The following is a 19,660-nucleotide window of genomic DNA, read 5'->3' on the forward strand; positions in this document are numbered from 1 at the left end:
AAAAAAGGGCCATGTCGCCATGGCCCTTTTTCAGCAGAAGATCCGCGGACGCGAGTCTTACAGACCCAGCTTCTTGTGCAGGTAGTGGATATTGGTACCACCGTGCTGGAAGTTTTCGTCCTTCATGATCTCTTTTTGCAGGGAGACGTTGGTCTTGATCCCTTCCACCACCAGCTCGTCCAGCGCCTGACGCATGCGGGCAATGGCGACGTCGCGGTTTTCACCGTAACAGATCAGCTTGCCGATCATGGAGTCGTAGTAGGGCGGCACCTTGTAGCCGGCGTAGATGTGGGAGTCCCAACGCACGCCCAGACCACCCGGCGCGTGGAAGCGCTGGATCAGGCCCGGAGACGGCATGAAGGTGGCCGGGTCTTCGGCGTTGATCCGGCACTCGATGGCGTGGCCACGGATGCGGATGTCCTGCTGGGTGATCGACAGGGGCTGGCCGGCGGCGATGCGCAGCTGCTCCTTGATGAGGTCGACGCCGGTGACCATCTCGGTAACCGGGTGCTCTACCTGGATCCGGGTGTTCATCTCGATGAAATAGAACTCGCCGTTTTCGTACAGGAACTCGAAAGTACCCGCACCGCGGTAGCCGATCTCGATACAGGCGCGCACGCAGCGTTCACCGATGAACTTGCGCATCTCGGCGGTGATGCCCGGCGCCGGTGCCTCTTCGACCACCTTCTGGTGGCGACGCTGCATGGAGCAGTCGCGCTCGCCCAGATAGAGGGCGTTGCCCTGGCCGTCTGCCAGCACCTGGATCTCGATGTGGCGCGGGTTCTCCAGGTACTTCTCCATGTAGACCATGTCGTTCTTGAAGAACTGGCCTGCTTCGGACTTGGTCAGCGCGATGGCGGCAGCCAGCTCGGCTTCGCTGCGCACCACGCGCATGCCGCGACCACCACCGCCACCGGCGGCCTTGATGATCACCGGGTAGCCGATGCGCTTGGCAATGGCGGCGTTGTGCTTGGCATCGCTGTCAACCGGACCGTCGGAGCCCGGTACGCAGGGTACGCCCGCCTTCTTCATCGCCTCGATGGCGGAGACCTTGTCACCCATCAGGCGAATGGTCTCGGCGCGCGGGCCGATGAAGACGAAGCCGGATTTCTCGACCACTTCGGCAAAGTCGGCGTTCTCGGAGAGGAAGCCGTAGCCGGGGTGAATGGCAACGGCACCGGTCACCTCGGCGGCGGCGATGATCGCCGGCACGTTGAGGTAGGAGTCGGTACTGGCCGGTTTGCCGATACAGATGGTTTCGTCGGCCAGCAGCACATGCTTGAGCTCCCGGTCGGCGGTGGAGTGAACGGCCACTGTCTTGATCCCGAGCTCTTTGCAGGCGCGCAGGATCCGCAGGGCAATTTCACCGCGGTTGGCGATGACTACTTTGTCCAACATGGGTGGCGATTTCCCTTATTCGATGATGAACAGCGGCTCGTCGAATTCGACGGCCTGACCATTTTCAACCAGGATCGCTTTGATCACGCCGGCCTTGTCGGATTCGATTTGGTTCATCATTTTCATGGCTTCGACGATGCACAGGGTATCGCCGACATTGACGTGCTGGCCCACTTCCACGAACGGCTTGGCTTCCGGGCTGGAAGAGCGGTAGAAGGAACCGACCATGGGGGAGCGCATCAGGTGACCGGCCGGGGTGGCGTCGGCAGCCGGTGCTGCGGCGGCCGGGGCGGCGGCGACAGAAGCGGCTACCGGAGCAGCAACCTGCGGCATGATCATCTGCGGAGCAGCGGTCACCTGACCGGAGAAGTTGCGGCTGATGCGAACGGACTCTTCACCTTCGGAGATCTCCAGTTCGGCGATGCCGGACTCTTCAACCAGTTCAATCAGCTTCTTGATTTTGCGGATATCCATTAGCATTCTCTTTCTTCTTTATCTGATCAGTGATTATCAAGCCGCGCGCAACTGGTGCACGGCCGCGGTTAAAGCGAATTGGTAGCCATCGGCCCCCAGCCCACAAATGACCCCCTTGGCGACATCAGACAGATAGGAGTGATGACGGAAGGGTTCCCTGGCGTGGACGTTGGACAGGTGAACCTCGATAAAGGGGATGGCCACACCCAGCAGCGCATCGCGGATGGCGACACTGGTGTGGGTGAAGGCGGCCGGATTGATGATGATGAAGTCCACCTGACCCATGGCCTGGTGGATGCGGCCGACCAGCTCGTGTTCGGCGTTGGATTGCAGGTGTTCCAGTGTGACCCCGAGTTCGCCGGCACTTAGCGTCAGATCGGCGACGATCTCATCGAGCGTCTTGCTGCCGTAGATGCCCGGTTCCCGTTTGCCCAGCAGGTTCAGGTTCGGCCCGTTGAGCAGGAGAATTCGGTGTTTTTGCGACATATTGAGTACATCCTCGATGATAATGCTGCTATCTGTCAGCTATCTTGTGGACTACCAGAAATCTAGCCATTTTCTGCTCAAATCGGTGTGCACTGGCACACAGATTTCGCAATTATATTGATTTCGTGAAAATTAGCAGCATTTTACTGGTCTAATCTCTACATCTGTCTGTTTTTTGCTCTATTCGGTCGACTGTCAAAACACTCACTAGCAGGAATGACAAAGCCGGCACAGGGCCGGCTTTGGAGGCAAAAGGCAGACGGGATCAGGCGGCTTCGGACTTCTCGCGAATGAGTTTGTCCACTACGCCCGGATCCGCCAGGGTGGAGATATCCCCCAGGCTGTCGGTCTCGCCGGTGGCGATCTTGCGCAGAATGCGCCGCATGATCTTGCCGGAACGGGTCTTGGGCAGCCCCTCGGCCCAGTGGATCACGTCCGGGGTGGCGATGGCGCCGATCTCCTTGCGGACCCACTCCTTCACCTCCTTGTGCAGCTCCCGGCTCGGCTCTTCGCCGGCGATCAGGGTGACATAGGCATAGATGCCCTGGCCCTTGATTTCGTGCGGTACTCCCACCACAGCCGCTTCGGCGATCTTGGGATGAGCCACCAGCGCGGATTCGATCTCGGCGGTGCCCATGCGGTGGCCGGAGACGTTCAGTACATCATCCACCCGGCCGGTGATCCAGTAGTAGCCATCCTCGTCGCGACGGACACCGTCGCCGGTGAAGTAGCGGCCGGGGAAGGTGGAGAAGTAGGTCTGCTCGAAGCGCTCGTGATCGCCGAATACGGTGCGCATCTGGCCCGGCCAGGAGTCGGTGATCACCAGGTTGCCCTCGGTGGCCCCCTCCAGCGGCTCGCCCATGTTGTCCACCAGCGCCGGCTGCACGCCGAAGAAGGGGCGGGTGGCCGAGCCTGGCTTGAGATCGGTGACGCCGGGCAGCGGGCTGATGAGGATGCCGCCGGTCTCGGTCTGCCACCAGGTGTCGACGATGGGGCAACGCTCGTCGCCTATGGTGCGGTAGTACCACTCCCAGGCTTCCGGGTTGATGGGCTCGCCCACCGAGCCCATGATGCGCAGGCTCGAACGGGAGGTACCCTCAACGGCCTCGTTGCCCTTGGCCATCAGCGCGCGGATGGCGGTGGGGGCGGTGTAGAGGATGGTGACCTGGTGCTTGTCCACCACCTGGCTCATGCGGTTGGTCGCCGGGTAGTTGGGCACCCCTTCGAACATGATGGTGGTGGCGCCGTTGGCGAGTGGCCCGTAGACCAGGTAGGAGTGGCCGGTGACCCAGCCCACGTCTGCGGTACACCAGTAGATGTCCTCCTCGTGGTAGTCGAAGATGTACTTGAAGGTGAGGGTGGCATAGACCAGATAGCCGCCGGTGGTGTGCAGCACCCCCTTGGGCTTGCCGGTGGAGCCGGAGGTGTAGAGGATGAACAGCGGGTCTTCGGCACCCATCGCCTCCGGCGGGCAGTCGCTGCTGACGGCAGCCGTTGCCTCATGCCACCACAGATCGCGGTGGTTGTGCCAGGCGATGTTGCCGCCGGTACGTTTGAGCACGATCACCTTGCTGACCTTGGTCTCCGGGTTGGTGAGCGCTTCATCCACGTTCTTCTTGAGCGGCACCGGGCGGCCACCACGCAGCCCCTCATCGGCGGTGACGACGATGGTGGAGCCGGAGTCGATGATGCGACCGGCCAGGGCTTCTGGCGAGAAACCGCCGAAGACGATGCTGTGCACGGCACCGATGCGGGTACAGGCCAGCATGGCGATGGCCGCTTCCGGCACCATGGGCATGTAGAGGCAGACCACGTCGCCGCGATGCACCCCTTGTGCCTTCAAGACGTTGGCAAACTTGCACACCTCGGTGTGCAGCTCGCGATAGGTGAGCTTGCGATCCTCGGCCGGGTTGTCCCCTTCCCAGATGATGGCGACCTTGTCGCCGCGCTCGCTCAGATGGCGATCCAGGCAGTTGGCAGAGACGTTGAGCAGGCCATCTTCATACCACTTGATGGAGACGTGGCCCGGATCGTAGGAGGTGTTCTTGACCCGGGTATAGGGCTTCATCCAGTCGAGGATCTTGCCCTGCTCGCCCCAGAAGGCATCCGGGTTCTGCACCGAGGACTGGTACATGGCCTCATACCCCGCCTTGTCCAGCAGGGCGCCCTGGCTGATGTGGGCTTTGACCGGGTAGACCTTGCTCTCGCTCATGTGTCACTCCTTTGAATACATTTTTGTAATGATTGGATAACAACTTATACCTTTGGCAGGGGAGGGCAATTAGACTTTTGGATAGATGGCAACATCCGCTTACAGTCGCGTCGATGACAATTCATCGCCGATTGGGTAAAACGTCGCTTTTACCGATGGAGACAGCCCCCGTGTTGACCCTGCTTCTTTGCTCCTCCCTCTGGCAGTTCGAGGCCCCGAAGGCCACCGATGAGGCCGCATTGGCCGCTCCCCATGCCAATGGTCTTGAACTGACACCGACACAGCCCGATTCACCCTCACTGCGGGATCACATCAGCGGCCAGCTGAGCGAGGCATGGCTGGCGCGCAAGCCGCCGGTGTCCGTCACCCTCGGGGAGAAAAAGTCCTCCTATCCGCAGGACTCCTTGCTGGAAGAGTCACGCCGGCAGCAGGACGAAGGGTGGGATGCCAGGCTGACCTTCAACGATTGAGCCGGCAGCGGCTGTCACCCCCCTGGCGCGGGGGTCAGCACCAGTGATTCCTGCCCGCTGCCAGCTGCGCCGCCAGATGGGGCTCGGCCAGCGGATGGCTGAACAGATAGCCCTGCCCCTCCTGACAGTGGAGGGATTGCAGAAACTGGCGCTGGGCCTGGGTCTCTATCCCTTCGGCGGTCACCATCATGCCCAGGCTGTCGGCCAGGTTGACGATGGTGCGGCACAGCTCCCGGCTGTGCTTGTCATCGGGCAGCGCCTGCACGAAGGTCTTGTCTATCTTGATCCGATCGATGGGCAGGCTTTTCAGCAGGCTCAGGGATGAGAAGCCGGTGCCAAAATCGTCGATGGCGATCTGCACCCCCAGCTCCTTCAGCCGCTTGAACAGCTGCAGACTCTGGTCGACCCGCTGGATGATGCTCTCGGTGACCTCTATCTCCAGCCGCTGCGGCGGAAAACCGGTCTCGGCCAGGATGGCGGCGACCCGCTCCACGTAACCTGCCGAGCGCATCTCCCGTACCGACACATTGACCGACAGTCTGGGCACCGCCAGCCCTGCGGCCAGCCAGGCTTGCCCCTGCTGGCAGGCGGTACGCATCACCCACTCCCCAATCTGCTCAATAAGGCCGCACTCCTCGGCCACCGGAATGAAGCGGGTCGGCCCTATCATGCCCTCGCTGGGGTGCTGCCAGCGCAGCAGGGCTTCCAGCCCGCTCAGCTGGTTGCTGGCCAGATCCGTCATGGGTTGATAGAGGATGCAGAGCTGCTGCTGCTCGATGGCCTGGAACAGCCCCTGCTCCATGCTCAGTCGCTCCCGTGTCTGCTCCGTCATGTCCGGGGTATAGAAGAGGTAACCGTTGCGGCCCTGGTTCTTCGCCTCGTACATGGCACTGTCGGCGGCACTGACCAGGGTGTCCGGGGTGGTGGCGTGTTCCGGATAGAGGGCGATGCCGATGCTGGCGGAGACGGCCACCCGCTCGTGATCCAGCTCGACCGGTTCGCGCAGGCGGGCCAGCAGCTGCTCGGCGAGCCTGGCCAGCTCCTCCGGCTGCTCGAAGTAGGGGATCAGCACCAGAAACTCGTCGCCCCCCAGCCGGGCCGCCACGTCGTTGTGGTGCAGCAGTCGGCGAATGCGCTCGGCCAGCAGCTTGAGCAGCTCGTCCCCGGCCCGATGGCCCAAGGTGTCGTTGATCAGCTTGAAGCCGTCCAGATCGATAAACAGCAAGGCGAGCTGCTGCCGGTTGAGGTGGGCGGTCTTGATCTCCAGCTCAAGCCGCTCCTGCAGCAGGTTGCGGTTGCCGAGCTCGGTCAGGGGATCGTGATAGGCGAGGTGATTGAGCTGTGCCTCGGCCTTGCGAATGGCGCTGATGTCGGAGAAGGCGATGACATAGTTGGTGGTGTTGTGGCGGCTGTCGTGGACGGCGCTGACATGCTGCCAGGAGGTGAAGTAGCCACCATCCTTGCGCAGGCACATCATCTCGCCATGCCAGGCGTGGCTGCCGGGCAGCAGGGTGTGCCAGGGGTAGTCGATGTCGGTGTGGCGGCGCGGGTGCATGATGGCTTCCGGTGACTTGCCGACGACCTCGTCCTCCTCGTACTGGGTCATGCTGCAGAAGGCCGGGTTGACCGAGATGATCTGGCGCTGGCCATCCATGATGATGATGCCTTCGGCAGCGGTTTCGAACACCACGTTGGCCTGGCGCAGCTTGTCTTCCTGGGTGCAGCGATCGGTGGCGTCGTGGATCACCCCGGTGATGCGTCGCCCCAGATGTTCGCTGGCTGCCACGTGATCGGCATGGATGTCGACCCAGCCTCGCTGCTGATCGGGCCCCAGGTAACCTAGGGTGAGATGAATGGGGGCCGTGCCCTTGAGCGCCGCCCTGAGCTGCTCGCCAGAGAGAGGGTCGAAGCGCTTGATGAACTGCTCCATTCCCCCCTGAAACTCGCTGGCGGCGGTGCCGAGCAACTGTTCGACCCGGCCGTCAAACTGCAGTCTGTCCTCCTTGACGTGCCACTCCCACACTCCGATCCGGCCGGCATTCATGGCCAGTTGCAGCCGCCGCTGCGACTCGACCTGTTCGGTCACGTCGCGCACTATGGTGAGAATGCCGTCGGGCACGCCATGTTCGTCGAGCATGGGGCTGTAGATCGCCTGCCAGTGGCGTTGCTGGCCCTGATGGGCCGCGGTATGGCCGCTCAGGTTCAGCTCGACCCGGGGGACGCCGCTGCTGATGATCTGCTGGAACAGGGGCTCCAGTACGGGGGCCAGGGCCGGGACGATTTCCCGCAGGGTGTGGCCATAGTGCTCCTCCCGGGAGAGGCCGTTGAGGTCGGCCAGGGTCTGGTTGACGCTGCGGCAGCGAAAGTGGCGATCGAAGATGCCTATGCCAAACGGGGCCAGTTCGAACAGCTGCTGCAGCTCGTTCACGCTCAACTGCCCCGCCTGCGGCGGATCGGGCATGGCGTCGAAAAGCTCTTTCCCCATCACGGGACTCCGGAATTGACTGTTTTGTCATTTGAGGTGTTGTCAGTATGGCATGAAGCCTACTAGAGGGAAGAGGTGGGGGCTCATTTGCCCCCAATTTGGTTATTTTCCGAAGTGGTAGCTCAGGGTGAGGTTGATCACCGGTTGCCAGTCATGCTCCTTGATGAGCCACTGCTTGGCGCCGAACTCGGTGCCAAGGCGCCATTTCTGCCAGCACCAGCCGCGCTCCAGCGTGAGCCCCCAGTCCCGCAAGCCTTCGTTCGCCCCATAGGCGGCCATGTGGGCCTGACTGCCGCGGGTCAGCCAGAGATTGAGGGAGAGCCCGGCGGGCAGCGGCAGGCTGTGCTCCATGTACCAGAGCTGGCCATAGCGCCCGCTGACGTCATAGAGCTGGCCCAGGGTCAGCTGGTGATCGTCATCCAGTTGCCAGCCCAGGCGCCAGAGCGCGCTGAAGCGGGTGCGGTCGATCACCTCCATCGGGCTGACGCCGAGGGCGATAAAGCTCTTGTCGTAGAGCGGCAGCGCCACCCCGGCGCTCTGGCCGTCGGCGAAGATGAGGCCGACCTGGGTCTCCCGCTCGTAACCGACCCAGAACTGGGTGCTGTCGCTGCTGCCGCTGCCCGCCTGCTTGCTGTCCAGCTGCCACTGACCGCCGATGGCCAGCTCCTTGGCGCAGACCGGCAGCGCCAGGAGCAGCAGCACCAGCCAGTGCTTATTTGTTGCCATAGAGCCGCACCCAGTCCCGATCCTGATGCATGCCCATCAGATGGCAGATGATGCCGGAACGCTGGAAGGCGTAGATGAGCAGCACGCTGGTGGCGCTGAGCGCCATGATGAGGCCGAAATTGTTGGGCAGGATGGTGCCCTGGCGGGCGGTCCACCACAGCAGGAGCGGGCCCCACAGGTGTACGAAGATGCTCTTGTGGAAGATGAAGACGGTCAGCGAGTACATGCCGATCCAGTTGAGGGGGCGCCAGCAGAGGCGAATGTTGCGTTGATGCAGCCAGAGCACGGCCCCGATCACCAGAAACTCCATGCCCCAGATGCCGGCACGTCCGATCATGTCCATCGCCAGCTCGTGCTCGTTGGCGTAGATGTCGCTGAGCTCGACCGTGCTGCTCTCGCCGAACATGAGATAGCAGGCCAGCGCCACCAGCGAGAGCGTCAGCACCAGCGTGTTGAGGCGGTCCCGCCATTGGGGTCGCTGATGCCAGCACCAGCCGTAGAGGAAGCCGAAGCAGCCGCTGGCCATGAAGAGGTCGAGGCGGGCATCCAGCTCGTAGTCGGGGTGCACATGCAGCTTCATCCAGCCATCGAGGTGACCGAGCAGATCCTGCACGCCGAGCTGATCCAGCAGCAGGCTGAGCAGGGTCAGCAGCAGCATGCCGCGGATGCCGAACCAGGCGTAGACCAGCGAGAAGAGCGCCAGCAGGCACATCCACAGCATCACCGGATAGAAAGAGATCGCCTCGCCGAAGTTGGGGGCGATGACCAGTCCTTCCACATAGAGCACCAGTATGATGCTGGCGAACAGCACCAGCTTGCCGCCCAGCTGCGGTCTGAAGCTGGCCTGATCACGGCGACTGAGGTTGAAGGCGGCCAGCGCCAGGTAGATCTGGCTGACCCAGGGGATGAGCCAGGCCGACACCTGGGCCGTCAGATGATCCATGGGCAGCAGCTGACCGGCCATCGCCTTGTGGGAGAGGTAGAAGCTGTCCCACAGGGCGTGCTCCCGATTGAAGAAGTCGATGTACCAGTAGTTGAGGTAGCCGGTGTAGTGCTCGAAGACGGCCATGAAGATGACGAGCCCTCGCAGCAGATCGAGGCCCGTGATGCGCGCATCCTGTGGAGGCATGCTGATGCTCCTGTATCGGTCGGAAAAGGAGCGGCACTATAGCGGTTGTCGTGAAACTGAACGGGAGCTGAATGTAAGCGAATGTTACCCGCAATTACCCCGCTGACCTTGCCACAAGGGCAACCGGGGGGATCGGGCTGTCATGATTTGTAATAGTTTTGGCGCTTTTTCAGCCTTTCTGGCGGCCAAACGCCTGGATGCCGCGCACCAGGACCAGCCAGCCGACCACGTGAAACGGCAGCGCCATGGCGTAGAGCAGCAACCAGTGGCTCTCGGTGCCGCTGCTATTGATGAAATCGATCCAGGAGGCCAGCAGGGCCAGCATGCCCGCTATCTGGAAGCGGCGGCGCAGCACCACCTCGACGCCCAGATTGGCAAGATAGAGCGTCAGCAGTATGCCGGCAAAGCCGGTGAGCTGGGCGGTGCCGTAGAGTTCTCTGTCCGGGTTGAACAGCAGGGCGACGAGGGGAGTAATGCCCTGATCCAGCGGGATCAGGGCCAGCAGCCAGCAGGCGATGAGCAGCAGGGCTGTCTTCATGCCGGGCTCAGTCGGCGGCTTGCGCCGGTTTGACCAGGCTGAGGTAGTTGGCATCCATCTTGAGGAATACCCCCAGCAGCCGGGCACTGGCGCCGTAGAAGCCGAACTGGTCGGCGGCGCGGCAGGCGCTCTCGAACTTGTCGAACCAGCCGAGCAGGTGGCCGTGCAGCAGGGACTCCTGCTCGCCGAGCCAGCTTTCACGCTGGGCGGCGGTGGTCGCCTCGGCGGCGCGGATGATGAGGTTGCCCATCAGATCCAGCTCGATGGCCAGGTGATCGGCAGGCTCCTTGTATTTGTCGCTGACGTTGATGCCCAGGCGTTCGAGGCGAGCCTGCATCTCGCTCATGGGGGCCTGCATCAGCAGCTTGCCCTCGCCGCGATAGAGCGACTCGTAGGGCAGGGCGCCCTGCTTGGGATCCACCAGGAACAGACCGGCGAAGTCGGCGGCGAGCTCCAGCTGGCGATCCGGGCGCACCAGCAGGCGGGCGATGGCCTCGTTCAGTTCGGTCACTGCCTCGCGCATGGGGTCGAGAGTGGAGAGGCTCTTCAAGAAGCTGCGCACGTCATAGGTGTCGTATTCAGCGATCTGTGCATCACTGAGCTCGGCAGCGAACAGGGTGGAGAACCACCAGTAAAGCTCGGCCCGGCGTTCGCTGGTAGCCATGAATTCCTGCATTTATCCTCCGTGGATGACAATCGGGAGCCATAGAGGCTCCCGATTCTAACGACTTTAAAAATAAAGGAAACTCAAGGGGTGACTTTCGTCCCCTCGGGTCACAGTGCCGGGAACATGGGATCTATGCCCTTGGCGGATTCCGGCGCTCCGAAGGCGGTGACGGCCGGCGCCTGCCCGCGGAACTTCTCGATCTCCACCAGGGCGGTGTGGGCCGTAGTGGCCTGCGCCAGGCTGGAGGAGCCTATGTCCGCGGTCAGCACGTTGGGGTCACCATAGGTACACAAGGTCCCCACCTTGCCGCCCTCCTGCGGGCCGTACCAGGCCCCCTCCTGGATGCGCACCACACCGGGGGCGTAGTCATCGCTCACCACCAGACCGGCCAGCACCTGACCGCGGCCGTTGAAGACCCGCACCAGATCCCCGTCCTTGAGCCCGCGCGCCCTGGCGTCCTGCGGGTTCATGTAGACAGGCTCGCGCCCCTGCACCGTGTAGGTGGCGCGGTAGGCATCGGAGGAGCAGAGCTGGCTGTGCAGGCGTTTGTCCGGGTGACAGGATTGCAGGTGCAGCGGGAACTGCTGGCTGCCCGGCCCGCCGTGGGAGCGCTCGTAAGGCTCGATCCAGACCGGGTGGCCCGGGCAATCCGCGTAGCCGTAGTCGGCGATGGTCTTGGAGTAGATCTCGATGAGGCCGGACGGGGTGCCCAGCGGCTCCAGATCCGGCTCCTTGCGGAACGACTCGTGCCGCACCCAGGGCTGGCCCGCCGGAAAGCTGACGAAGCCTTCACCGTGCCAGAACTGGCTGAAGCGGGGCAGGCGGATACCGATGCCGCGGCCCTGCAGGCGGGCGTCGTCATAGATGCTCTGGATCCACTCCAGCTTGCTCTTGCCACCGGTGAACTCGGCCTCGCGATCGAAGCGACGGCACAGATCGGCGAAGATGTCGTAGTCGTCGCGCGCCTCGAACAGCGGCTCGACCACCTTGTGCATGGCCAGGATGCCGGCGTTGGAGTGGGAACCCCACTGCTCGATGTCATCCCGTTCGTAAGTGGTGGTGGCCGGCAGCACGATATCGGCGAAGCGGCAGCTGGCGGTCCACTGGTGATCCACGCTCACCACGGTTTCCAGCTTGCGCCAGGCGGCGATCATCTTGTTGCGATCCTGCTGGTGGTGGAACGGGTTGTTGCCGCAGAACACCGCCATCTTCATCTGGGGGTAGGTGATGGTCTGACCGTTGAAGGCAATGGTCTTGCCCGGGTTCAGGATGCAGTCGACGAAACGGGCCACCGGGATGAACCTGGAGTAGCCCTTCCAGTCGCCGTCGTGCAGCGGCTTGACCCCGGGAATGACCGAGCTGAAGCCGGACATGATGGGGCCTGTGCTGGTGATGGTACCGGCGCCGTTGTAGTGCCAGCCAAAGCCGTAGCCGCCGCCCGGCAGGCCGATCTGGCCCAGCATGGAGGCCAGCACCACCAGCATCCAGGCGTACTGTTCGCCGTGGTGCATGCGCTGCACGCACCAGCCGCCGATGAGCTGAGTGCGGCCGCTGGCCATGGTGCGCGCCAGCTCGCGAATGGTCTCGGCAGGCACGCCACAGATGGCGGAAGCCCACTCGGCATCCTTCACCTGGCCATCCTTGGTGCCCAGCAGATAGGGCAGGAACTTGTCAAAGCCGGTGGTGTAGTTCTTCAGGAACGCCTCGTCGTGACGCTTTTCGCTGTAGAGGGTATGGGCGATACCCAGCATCAGGGGCACGTCGGTCTGCGGGTTCAGGGTAACCTGATCGCAATTGAGGTACTTCTGGGTCTTGGACTTGACCGGGTCGACGCTGATGACCTTGATCTCGCCCTTGGCCACTTTCTCTTTCAGCTGTGCCCAGTATTCGTAGACGCTGTGATCCGGCACCAGCCAGCCCACCTGCAGGTTCTTGATGGGGTCGGAACCCCAGATGACGATGGTCTTGCTGTGCTCCAGCACCAGCGGCCAGGAAGTCTGCTGCTCGTACACCTCCATGGCGCCCGCCACGTGGGGCAGGATCACCTGGGCGGCGCCGGTGGAGTAGTCACCGGCCTTGGCCAGATAGGTACCGTGCAGGTTCATGGCGCGGCCCAGCATGGCGCCGGCGGAGTGCAGCTTGCCGACCGACTGCCAGCCGGAGTGACCGGCGTAGAGGGCGCTCGGGCCATAGGTCTTCTGCACTCGTTCCAGCTCGTGATAGAAGAAGTCCAGCGCCTGGGACCAGGTCACCCGCACGAAGCGGTTCTGGCCGCGCTCGCTGGTGTCGGACTGGTGGCCCTTGCGCAGCCAGTCCAGCCGTACCATGGGGTAGCGGATGCGGGAGGGGTTGTAGACCACTTCACTCAGGGCCTTGAGCATCTCGGTCGGATGCTTGTCATGCTCGAACGGCAGGGTCTCGACCCAGCGGCCATCGACCACACGGGCGCGGAAGGCGCCCCAGTGGGAGCCGGACTGCACCAGTTTTTCGCCGGACTCGGCGGCCATCACGGCGCGACCGAGCAGGGAGGGGCCGATCAGGGCGCTGGCACCGCTGGCCAGCAAGCCACCCAGAAAACCACGACGGGAAATATTGATCATCTTGTTATTCCTTTCTCAAATCCGGACTTAGTGGCTGCCCTGACCACCGGTATCGGCGGCATGGTTTTGCAGGTACTTGAGCAGGGTGCGCTCCTCTTCCTTGCTCAGGCGGTAGTAGGCGGACATGGCCTTGAGACCCGAGATCCAGCCGTTGGCGGTGAAGTGAGCCGGATCCGGCGCCGCGTGGCAGGAGTTGCAGGTGGACTTGTACATCTCGCCGGCATAATCCCAGATCGGTTTGAGGGAGGATTCGAGGCCCTTGCCATCGACCCAGGCCTGCACCTGCACCTGTTCCCACTTGATATGGGTGGCGCTGTCAGTTTCCTGTTTCAGGATCTTCTCGTTCGCCCTGAGCTCATCACGGATGGTGGCCACGAAGACCCGCTTGCCCATGTACTCGCTCAGCACGCGCCCCTTGCCTTCGGTTTCGCGCCAGCCTTCGATGGTCACCTTGAGGCGATCGCCGCTGCGGGCCACCACCTCGATGCGGGAGGCGGGCAGCAGCTTGCCGACCGGATCGGTACTCTCTTCGTTTTCGTAGAGATCCTTCTCGCCCAGGGTGTAGAGGGTCTCGGCGGCCGGTGCCTCTTGCGCATCGCCTGCCAGGGTGGCGTAGGTGGCACGGAAGCCGCCCGCCATGTTCGGCAGCTCGTGGGCTATGCCCTTGTGGCACTCGATGCAGTTCATGTTCTTGGCGGCGGCATCCTTCATCGCCAGGGCGGCGGCGGGGGACTGCTTGGCGTGATCCATGTTGTCGTAGCTGTGGCAGGACTTGCAGGTCTTGGAGTTCTGGCTGCTCATGCGGGCCCAGACCTTCTCGGCCAGGTGCAGGCGCCTGTCTTCAAACTTCTCCTGGGTGTCGATGCTGTGGCCTATGTACTGCTGATAGAGGTCGTTGGCCGCCTCCATCTTGCGGGCCACCTTGCCGACGAAGTCCTTCGGCTGGTGGCAGTCGGTACAGATGGCCTGGACGCCGGAGGCGTTCTTGAAGTGGATGGACTCCTTGTACTCGGGGTAGACGGTGTCCTTCATGGTATGGCAGGAGATGCAGAACTCGAGGGTACTGGTCTTCTCGAAGCCGTAGTGCAAGCCGACGCTGCCGGCCAGGGTGACCCCGACGCCGGCCAGCACCAGCGCCAATACCGACCAGCGACGGCTGGGGGTGCGCAGGAAATGCCACAGTTTTTTCATCATGCTCTCTCACATCGCTTTTTTGATGGAGGCCATGATAGGGAGGCGTTGTGAACAGGGCTGCCGCCGAAAATTAACGAAATAGGGGTATTTATGAAAAATTATGAATAGAATAATCCCCCCATGTTGAACTCTGTCGAACCCTGCGGACCCTGCCCATGAGCCACCACATTCTGGTTGTTGAAGACGATGTCGTGACCCGCGAGAAGCTGACCGGCTACTTCGAGCGGGAGGGCTATCGGGTGACCGCGGTCGAGAACGGCCAGGAGATGCGGGCCGTGCTGGCCGAGCAGGAAGTGGCCCTGGTGATGCTGGACATCAACCTGCCGGGGGAGGATGGCCTGCTGCTGACCCGCGAGCTGCGCGCCCGCAGCACGGTGGGGATCATCTTGGTAACTGGCCGCAGCGATGCGGTGGACAGGATAGTGGGCCTCGAGATGGGGGCCGACGACTATGTCACCAAGCCGTTCGAGCTCAGGGAACTGCTGGTGCGGGTCAAGAACCTGCTGTGGCGAATCTCGTTGGCCGCAGCCCAGCTGAGTGAGCCGGCGGTGGCCGACGATGCGGTGCGCTTCGGCCCCTGGCGCTTCGATATTCCCCGTCGCCAGCTCAGCCGTGACGGGGTGCCGGTGCGCCTGACCAAGGCAGAGTACGAGGTGCTGGTGGCCTTTATCGCCAATGCCGGGCGGGTGCTGAGCCGGGAGCGGATCCTGGCCCTCACCAGCCACCGCGGTGATGGCCCGAGCGATCGCACCATAGACGTGCTGATCCGCCGCCTGCGGGGCAAGATGGAGCTGGATCCCCGCGACCCGCAACTGTTCGTCACCGTGCACGGGGAAGGTTATCTGTTCGCCGGCGAGCTGGCCGCCTGATCCTCAGCTTTGCGAGGCACTCAGGCCGATGGCCGGGTGTCAAACTGCGGGCAGTCATCCCCTATCTGGTGCCAGGGCGCCTTGGAGCCGACGAAGATGTGAAACGCGGGCTTCTGGCTCGGCGCCTCGTCCAGTATCCCCAGCCGTAGATTTATCTTGCCCGTGCTGCGCTTCTGGCTGAACAGGCTGGAGCCGCAGTGGCGGCAGAAGGCGAGGCTGGTCTCGTCCGATTTCTGGTAGCGGCCGATGGCCTCGCTCCCCTTCGCGATGGTTACCTTGTCACCATCCAGCCCGCCGACCGAGGCGTAGTCCGCCCCGGAAAACTTGCGGCACTCAGAGCAATGGCAGTTGCCCATGTAGTCGAACTGATCCGGCAGGGTCAGGGCCACGGCGCCGCACAGGCAGCTCGCATGCAATGTGTTCATCTCTTCTCCTTGAGTACTTGGTTAGTTGCCGCTGGCGTCGAAGCCGACCCGGTAGACGGGGCGAAAGGTGCCATCGGACAGAGAGTTGGCGGGATTGGCCAGGGGGGCCTCCAGAGTCAGGATGGGGGGGCCCATCACCCGCGGGCACTGCTGCTCGCCGGCCTCGGGTCTTTGCAGCAGACAGACCGCCTGGGCCACTGCAAGGCGCCCCTGCTGGCGCATCTGATCGCTGTTGGCGGCCAGGACCTTGCCCCGTCGCAGGCCGCGTTGCACCCCGTGGCTGAAGTAGGTGCTCAATACTTGGGGTTTTGTGAGTTGGCGCTGCGCCAGCTCGTTGACCGCCACTTCGGCGGCGATGGCGCCCCCCACCAGATAGTCGAGGTCGGGGTGGCGGGCCAGGGTCTGCTGCACCAGGGTGCGCTGGATCTCGCGGCTGTTGTCACCGCGCGCCGTGGTCACCAGCCTGATGGCGCTGCCCTGGATGGCTGCGGCAAAGCCGGGCTCGACGAAATTGTTGCCACCGCTCGCCTGCGGGCCGGGAAAGAGCGCCACCGTCACTGGCGGGCTGCCTGCAGGGTGGCGCTGTGCCAGCCAGTGGCCCATGCGCCAGCCCATCTGATACCAGGAGACCCCCACCTTGGCCTTGACCAGTCCGGCGGGCAGATCGTTGACCAGGCCGAACACCGGCAGCGGGCTGGCGCCGATCGCCTCGCCGAGCCCGTCGTAGCTCACCGCGCCGAGCAGGATGGCGTCGCTCCCCTCGCTCACGCACTGCTGCAACTGGCGGCGCTGTTCGGCAAGGGCGCCGTAACCGCCCGCCTCGTGGATACGCAGCTTCACGCCGAGCCGCTTGGCCTCCTCCACCATGCCCTGATTGACCGACAGCCAGTAGGCATCGCGCAGGTGGGGGTAGAAAGCGCACAGGGTCAGGGGGCGGGTGACGGGGGCTGGCCCTTGCCAGTTCAGGCGAGCCGGCTTGCCGCCGAAGGCGCCGTCCGGCCAGTGATCCACCTCGAAGGCGAGGGCGCAGGCCGGGAGCAGCAGGAGCAACAGGGAGAGACAGACGCTTCGCATGGCCGGGGGTTTTGTTAAAGTGTGGGGCCATATTATCCGGTCAAAGTCGACCACAACCAAGGGGCTTCGCGTGAGAATCTTTTCCGGCCTGGGTGGCAAGCTGCTGCTGGCCTTCTCCCTGATGGCGCTGCTGACCCTGGGGGCCTCCCTGCTGGGCTGGTTCGGGCTCACTCATCTGCGCCAGCTGGAGCAGGGGGTTAAGCAGACCCTGGCGGATCAGGAGCTGGCCCGCACCCTGGCGCGGCTCGGCGGCGAGATCCAGAGCTCTTCCCACCTGCTGGCCTCCGCCACCAGCGAGGGGGAGCGGGAGCATCAGGGGCGGCTGCTCACCCTGCAGGGGCAGCAGATGCAACAGGTGTTGGAGCAACTGGGCCATGGCGGCGGCAAGCAGACCCCCGACGAGTTGCATCGCCTCAGCCAGACCATCATCGGCAACCTGGGCCAGCAGGGCTGGCTGGTGGGGGAGCGGCTGACGCTGATGGCCGACGGTAGCGCCCTGCGCTCCCGCCTGGTGACGGCCGCCGGTCAGGTGGCGGAGCTGGCCCGCAGCCAGATGGAGAACGCCGAAACCGTGATGGTGGCGGGGCTCGGCTCCCTCTATTCACTGCAGGGACGGTCTGCAGATCGGGCTATCGATCGGCTGCTGGAGCAGGATCTCGACTGGCTGGAGCAGATGACGGAGCTGCGCCACCGCACCCTGATGCAGCAGCAGCGTATCGAGGAGATCTGGCGCAGCGACCGGCAGGAGGGGCTGCAAACCCTGCTGCAGGAGGTGCGCGGGGAGCTGGCCATCCTGCGACTGCGCGCCGGGGCGGTGACGGATCCGGCCCGCCGCCAAGCGGTGGAGCGGGCGCTGGACGAGCTGGAGCAGAGCGATCGGCTGGTGCAACTGCGCAGCGACTGGCTCGGCAAGGGGGAGGCGCTGCGGGTGTTGGCCGCCGCCAACGACGCCCTGATGGGGAGTCTCAACCGTCAGGTCGGTACCCTGGTCAGTCAGGCCCGCGACTCCCTGGGAGAGAGCCAGCAGGCATTGAGCCAGCGGCTCAAGCTGCTGGAGCGGGCCCTGATGGTGATCGGCCTGCTCACCCTGGTGCTGCTCATCCTGTTGATGTGGCGCATGGTCTATGGTCGCATTGTCTGGCCGCTGCAGCGAGCGGTCGCCGGGATGAGCCGGCTGGCGAAGGGGGAGCTGGCGCCGCTGACGCCGGTTGGGGAGGTCGGGCGCGACGAGCTGGCGGAGCTGGGGCGGGCGCTGCAGGTGTTTCGCGACAACGCCATCGAGCTTGGCCGCTATCAGCGGGAGCTGGAGTCGAGGGTCGAGGAGCGCACGGAGCAGCTCAGCCACGCCAATGCGCGCCTCAACGAGGAGGTGGGGAAGCAGCGGCTGGCCCGCGCCGAGGCGGAGCAGGCCAACCGGGCAAAATCGGTGTTCCTTGCCACCATGAGCCACGAAATTCGCACCCCCATGAACGGCATCCTCGGCGGCCTCACCCTGCTGGAGGACACCCACCTCAGCGAGACCCAGCAGCGCTACCTGGCCGCCATCGAGCAGAGCGGCGAATCTCTGCTGGAGATCCTCAACGACATTCTCGACTACTCCAAGATCGAGGCGGGCCATGTGGAGGCGCGCCGCGAGCCCTTCTCCCTGCGCCCGCTGGCCGAGGAGCTGATCGCCCTGTTCGGGCCAAGGGCTGACGCGAAAGGGGTGACGCTGGCGCTGGAGTATGCCCCCTCGCTTCCCCCCGTGGTGGAGGGGGATCTGGGCAAGCTGCGCCAGGTGCTGGCAAACCTCTTGGGCAATGCGGTCAAGTTTACCGGCGAGGGGCGCATCACCCTGGTGGTGGCGCCGTTGGCCTGCGCGGGCCCCTGCGCCGAGCCCTGCATCCGCTTCGTGGTGAAAGACACCGGCCCCGGCATCCCGGCAGGGGAGCAGGAGGCGGTGTTCGAGGCCTTCCGCCAGCGCAAGCGGGACATGGGCCATCAGGGGGGCACGGGGCTGGGGCTCGCCATCAGCCGCCGGCTGGTGGCCGCCATGGGGGGGGAGCTTATGCTCTCCAGCGAGCCGGGGCTGGGGTGTGAATTCAGCTTCAGCCTGCCGCTGCAACGCTCGGCGGCTCAGCTGCCGGCCAGCGCCCAGCCGGTGCGCCTCGGCCAGCCGCGGGAGATCCTGCTGGTGGAGGACAACGAGATCAACCGGCTGGTGGCCGAGGGCATGCTGGTGCGCCTCGGCCACAGGGTCACCCTGGCCGAGGATGGGCGCAGCGCGCTGGCGCGGGTGACCGAGCGCCCCTTCGAGCTGGCCCTGCTCGACATCAACCTGCCGGACATGGATGGCATGACGCTGCGCGAGGATCTGGTGGCCATCAGCGAGGAGGAGCATGGCTGCGGCCTGCCCGCCATCGCCATCTCGGCCCAGATGTACCCGGAGGACGTGCGCGCCTGTCTGGCGGCCGGGTTCGCCGATTTCGTCGGCAAGCCGGTGCGGCTGGCGGCGCTGGCCGCGGCCATCGACCGTCTGTCTGCGGGGGAGGAGATGCCTCCCCTGGCGGCGGACAAGCCGCTCGCTGGTAGTGGGACCGCCAACCGGGTGCTGGAGGCGGATCTGGCCCTGCTCGGCAGTCAGCGCATTCGCCAGCTCATCGCCCTGTTTGCCGAGCAGGGGGCGCCCCTGGTGGTCGAGCTGGCGCACAGCGAAGGGGAAGCGCAGCGCGCGCTGGCCCACAGGCTCAGGGGCAGCGCCCTGGCGCTCGGGCTGGATGATTTCGCGGCGCAGTGCGCCGCCGTGGAGCAGGGGCTGCTGGATGGAGGGGCGCTGGCCGGGCCGTTTGAGCAGGCGCTGGCCGGTTTGCGGGCGTGGCAGGCGAAGCATTTGCCGGATTAGCGGCAAGGAGGCGTGGTTCACGTCCGCGCAGG

General features: G+C 64.2%; 16 protein-coding genes. 3 read left to right on the plus strand and 13 right to left on the minus strand.

What is annotated here, in order from left to right; all coding sequences use genetic code 11:
• Window positions 1-57: 57 nt before the first annotated feature.
• The 4 genes from accC to acs form a co-directional block, all read right to left on the minus strand.
• Window positions 58-1,398, minus strand: coding sequence for an acetyl-CoA carboxylase biotin carboxylase subunit (gene accC, locus ACB033_RS00650; RefSeq protein WP_005298029.1), 1,341 nt, complete (start codon window positions 1,396-1,398; stop codon window positions 58-60).
• 15 nt (window positions 1,399-1,413) lie between these two features.
• Complete coding sequence (gene accB, locus ACB033_RS00655) at window positions 1,414-1,872, minus strand: acetyl-CoA carboxylase biotin carboxyl carrier protein (RefSeq protein WP_139723851.1); 459 nt, start codon at window positions 1,870-1,872, stop codon at window positions 1,414-1,416.
• Window positions 1,873-1,908: 36 nt separating this feature from the next.
• Window positions 1,909-2,358, minus strand: a complete 450-nt coding sequence (aroQ, locus tag ACB033_RS00660) for a type II 3-dehydroquinate dehydratase (RefSeq protein WP_005298040.1) — start codon at window positions 2,356-2,358, stop codon at window positions 1,909-1,911.
• A 265-nt stretch (window positions 2,359-2,623) separates the two neighbouring features.
• Window positions 2,624-4,570, minus strand: coding sequence for an acetate--CoA ligase (gene acs, locus ACB033_RS00665; RefSeq protein ID WP_139723849.1), 1,947 nt, complete (start codon window positions 4,568-4,570; stop codon window positions 2,624-2,626).
• Between the two features lie 170 nt (window positions 4,571-4,740).
• Between acs and ACB033_RS00670 the strand changes: the two genes are divergently transcribed.
• The gene (locus ACB033_RS00670) at window positions 4,741-5,040 is read left to right on the plus strand and encodes a hypothetical protein (protein ID WP_017779921.1); all 300 of its coding nucleotides are present in this window, start codon (window positions 4,741-4,743) and stop codon (window positions 5,038-5,040) included.
• Between the two features lie 34 nt (window positions 5,041-5,074).
• Here the strand turns inward: ACB033_RS00670 and ACB033_RS00675 are convergent, their stop codons facing one another.
• The 7 genes from ACB033_RS00675 to torC form a co-directional block, all read right to left on the minus strand.
• Entirely contained in the window at window positions 5,075-7,525 is a 2,451-nt protein-coding gene (locus ACB033_RS00675; protein WP_139723847.1) for an EAL domain-containing protein, read from the minus strand.
• 102 nt (window positions 7,526-7,627) lie between these two features.
• Entirely contained in the window at window positions 7,628-8,251 is a 624-nt protein-coding gene (locus tag ACB033_RS00680) for a hypothetical protein (RefSeq protein ID WP_139723845.1), read from the minus strand.
• A complete protein-coding gene (locus ACB033_RS00685; RefSeq protein ID WP_010633084.1) occupies window positions 8,238-9,380 on the minus strand; it encodes a hypothetical protein in 1,143 nt (380 codons plus the stop codon). Before ACB033_RS00685 ends, ACB033_RS00680 begins: the two co-directional genes overlap by 14 nt.
• Window positions 9,381-9,549: 169 nt before the next feature.
• Window positions 9,550-9,918: a hypothetical protein gene (locus ACB033_RS00690; protein WP_010633085.1), complete on the minus strand. Its 369-nt coding sequence runs from the start codon at window positions 9,916-9,918 to the stop codon at window positions 9,550-9,552.
• A 7-nt stretch (window positions 9,919-9,925) separates the two neighbouring features.
• Window positions 9,926-10,594 (minus strand): molecular chaperone TorD, encoded by a 669-nt coding sequence (gene torD, locus ACB033_RS00695; protein WP_139723842.1) that lies wholly within the window; start codon window positions 10,592-10,594, stop codon window positions 9,926-9,928.
• A 98-nt stretch (window positions 10,595-10,692) separates the two neighbouring features.
• Window positions 10,693-13,185, minus strand: coding sequence for a trimethylamine-N-oxide reductase TorA (gene torA, locus ACB033_RS00700; RefSeq protein ID WP_139723840.1), 2,493 nt, complete (start codon window positions 13,183-13,185; stop codon window positions 10,693-10,695).
• Window positions 13,186-13,212: 27 nt separating this feature from the next.
• The gene (gene torC / locus ACB033_RS00705; protein WP_139723837.1) at window positions 13,213-14,379 is read right to left on the minus strand and encodes a pentaheme c-type cytochrome TorC; all 1,167 of its coding nucleotides are present in this window, start codon (window positions 14,377-14,379) and stop codon (window positions 13,213-13,215) included.
• A 155-nt stretch (window positions 14,380-14,534) separates the two neighbouring features.
• Here torC and torR point away from each other — a divergent pair, with 155 nt between their 5' ends.
• Complete coding sequence (gene torR, locus ACB033_RS00710; protein WP_139723835.1) at window positions 14,535-15,248, plus strand: two-component system response regulator TorR; 714 nt, start codon at window positions 14,535-14,537, stop codon at window positions 15,246-15,248.
• A 20-nt stretch (window positions 15,249-15,268) separates the two neighbouring features.
• Here torR and ACB033_RS00715 read toward each other — a convergent pair whose 3' ends face one another.
• Together ACB033_RS00715 and torT are read right to left on the minus strand one after the other, a co-directional pair.
• Window positions 15,269-15,673: a GFA family protein gene (locus ACB033_RS00715; protein WP_017765169.1), complete on the minus strand. Its 405-nt coding sequence runs from the start codon at window positions 15,671-15,673 to the stop codon at window positions 15,269-15,271.
• A gap of 21 nt (window positions 15,674-15,694) precedes the next feature.
• Complete coding sequence (torT, locus tag ACB033_RS00720; RefSeq protein WP_368204532.1) at window positions 15,695-16,747, minus strand: TMAO reductase system periplasmic protein TorT; 1,053 nt, start codon at window positions 16,745-16,747, stop codon at window positions 15,695-15,697.
• Between the two features lie 70 nt (window positions 16,748-16,817).
• Here torT and torS point away from each other — a divergent pair, with 70 nt between their 5' ends.
• Window positions 16,818-19,628 carry a TMAO reductase system sensor histidine kinase/response regulator TorS gene (torS, locus tag ACB033_RS00725; RefSeq protein ID WP_371140280.1) on the plus strand — a complete coding sequence of 937 codons (2,811 nt, stop codon included), beginning with the start codon at window positions 16,818-16,820 and terminating at the stop codon, window positions 19,626-19,628.
• Window positions 19,629-19,660: the final 32 nt, after the last annotated feature.

The sequence above is a fragment of the Aeromonas sp. S15(2024) genome, assembly GCF_041402265.1.
In the GTDB taxonomy this organism is placed as follows: domain Bacteria; phylum Pseudomonadota; class Gammaproteobacteria; order Enterobacterales; family Aeromonadaceae; genus Aeromonas; species Aeromonas dhakensis.

Excerpts from the sequence above, each read along its gene's own strand:
- accC (WP_005298029.1), bottom strand. The coding sequence starts at position 1,398 with ATGTTGGACAAAGTAGTCATCGCCAACCGCGGTGAAATTGCCCTGCGG.
- accB (WP_139723851.1), bottom strand. The coding sequence starts at position 1,872 with ATGGATATCCGCAAAATCAAGAAGCTGATTGAACTGGTTGAAGAGTCC.
- aroQ (WP_005298040.1), bottom strand. The coding sequence starts at position 2,358 with ATGTCGCAAAAACACCGAATTCTCCTGCTCAACGGGCCGAACCTGAAC.
- acs (WP_139723849.1), bottom strand. The coding sequence starts at position 4,570 with ATGAGCGAGAGCAAGGTCTACCCGGTCAAAGCCCACATCAGCCAGGGC.
- ACB033_RS00675 (WP_139723847.1), bottom strand. The coding sequence starts at position 7,525 with ATGGGGAAAGAGCTTTTCGACGCCATGCCCGATCCGCCGCAGGCGGGG.
- ACB033_RS00680 (WP_139723845.1), bottom strand. The coding sequence starts at position 8,251 with ATGGCAACAAATAAGCACTGGCTGGTGCTGCTGCTCCTGGCGCTGCCG.
- ACB033_RS00685 (WP_010633084.1), bottom strand. The coding sequence starts at position 9,380 with ATGCCTCCACAGGATGCGCGCATCACGGGCCTCGATCTGCTGCGAGGG.
- ACB033_RS00690 (WP_010633085.1), bottom strand. The coding sequence starts at position 9,918 with ATGAAGACAGCCCTGCTGCTCATCGCCTGCTGGCTGCTGGCCCTGATC.
- torD (WP_139723842.1), bottom strand. The coding sequence starts at position 10,594 with ATGCAGGAATTCATGGCTACCAGCGAACGCCGGGCCGAGCTTTACTGG.
- torA (WP_139723840.1), bottom strand. The coding sequence starts at position 13,185 with ATGATCAATATTTCCCGTCGTGGTTTTCTGGGTGGCTTGCTGGCCAGC.
- torC (WP_139723837.1), bottom strand. The coding sequence starts at position 14,379 with ATGATGAAAAAACTGTGGCATTTCCTGCGCACCCCCAGCCGTCGCTGG.
- torR (WP_139723835.1), top strand. The coding sequence starts at position 14,535 with ATGAGCCACCACATTCTGGTTGTTGAAGACGATGTCGTGACCCGCGAG.
- ACB033_RS00715 (WP_017765169.1), bottom strand. The coding sequence starts at position 15,673 with ATGAACACATTGCATGCGAGCTGCCTGTGCGGCGCCGTGGCCCTGACC.
- torT (WP_368204532.1), bottom strand. The coding sequence starts at position 16,747 with ATGCGAAGCGTCTGTCTCTCCCTGTTGCTCCTGCTGCTCCCGGCCTGC.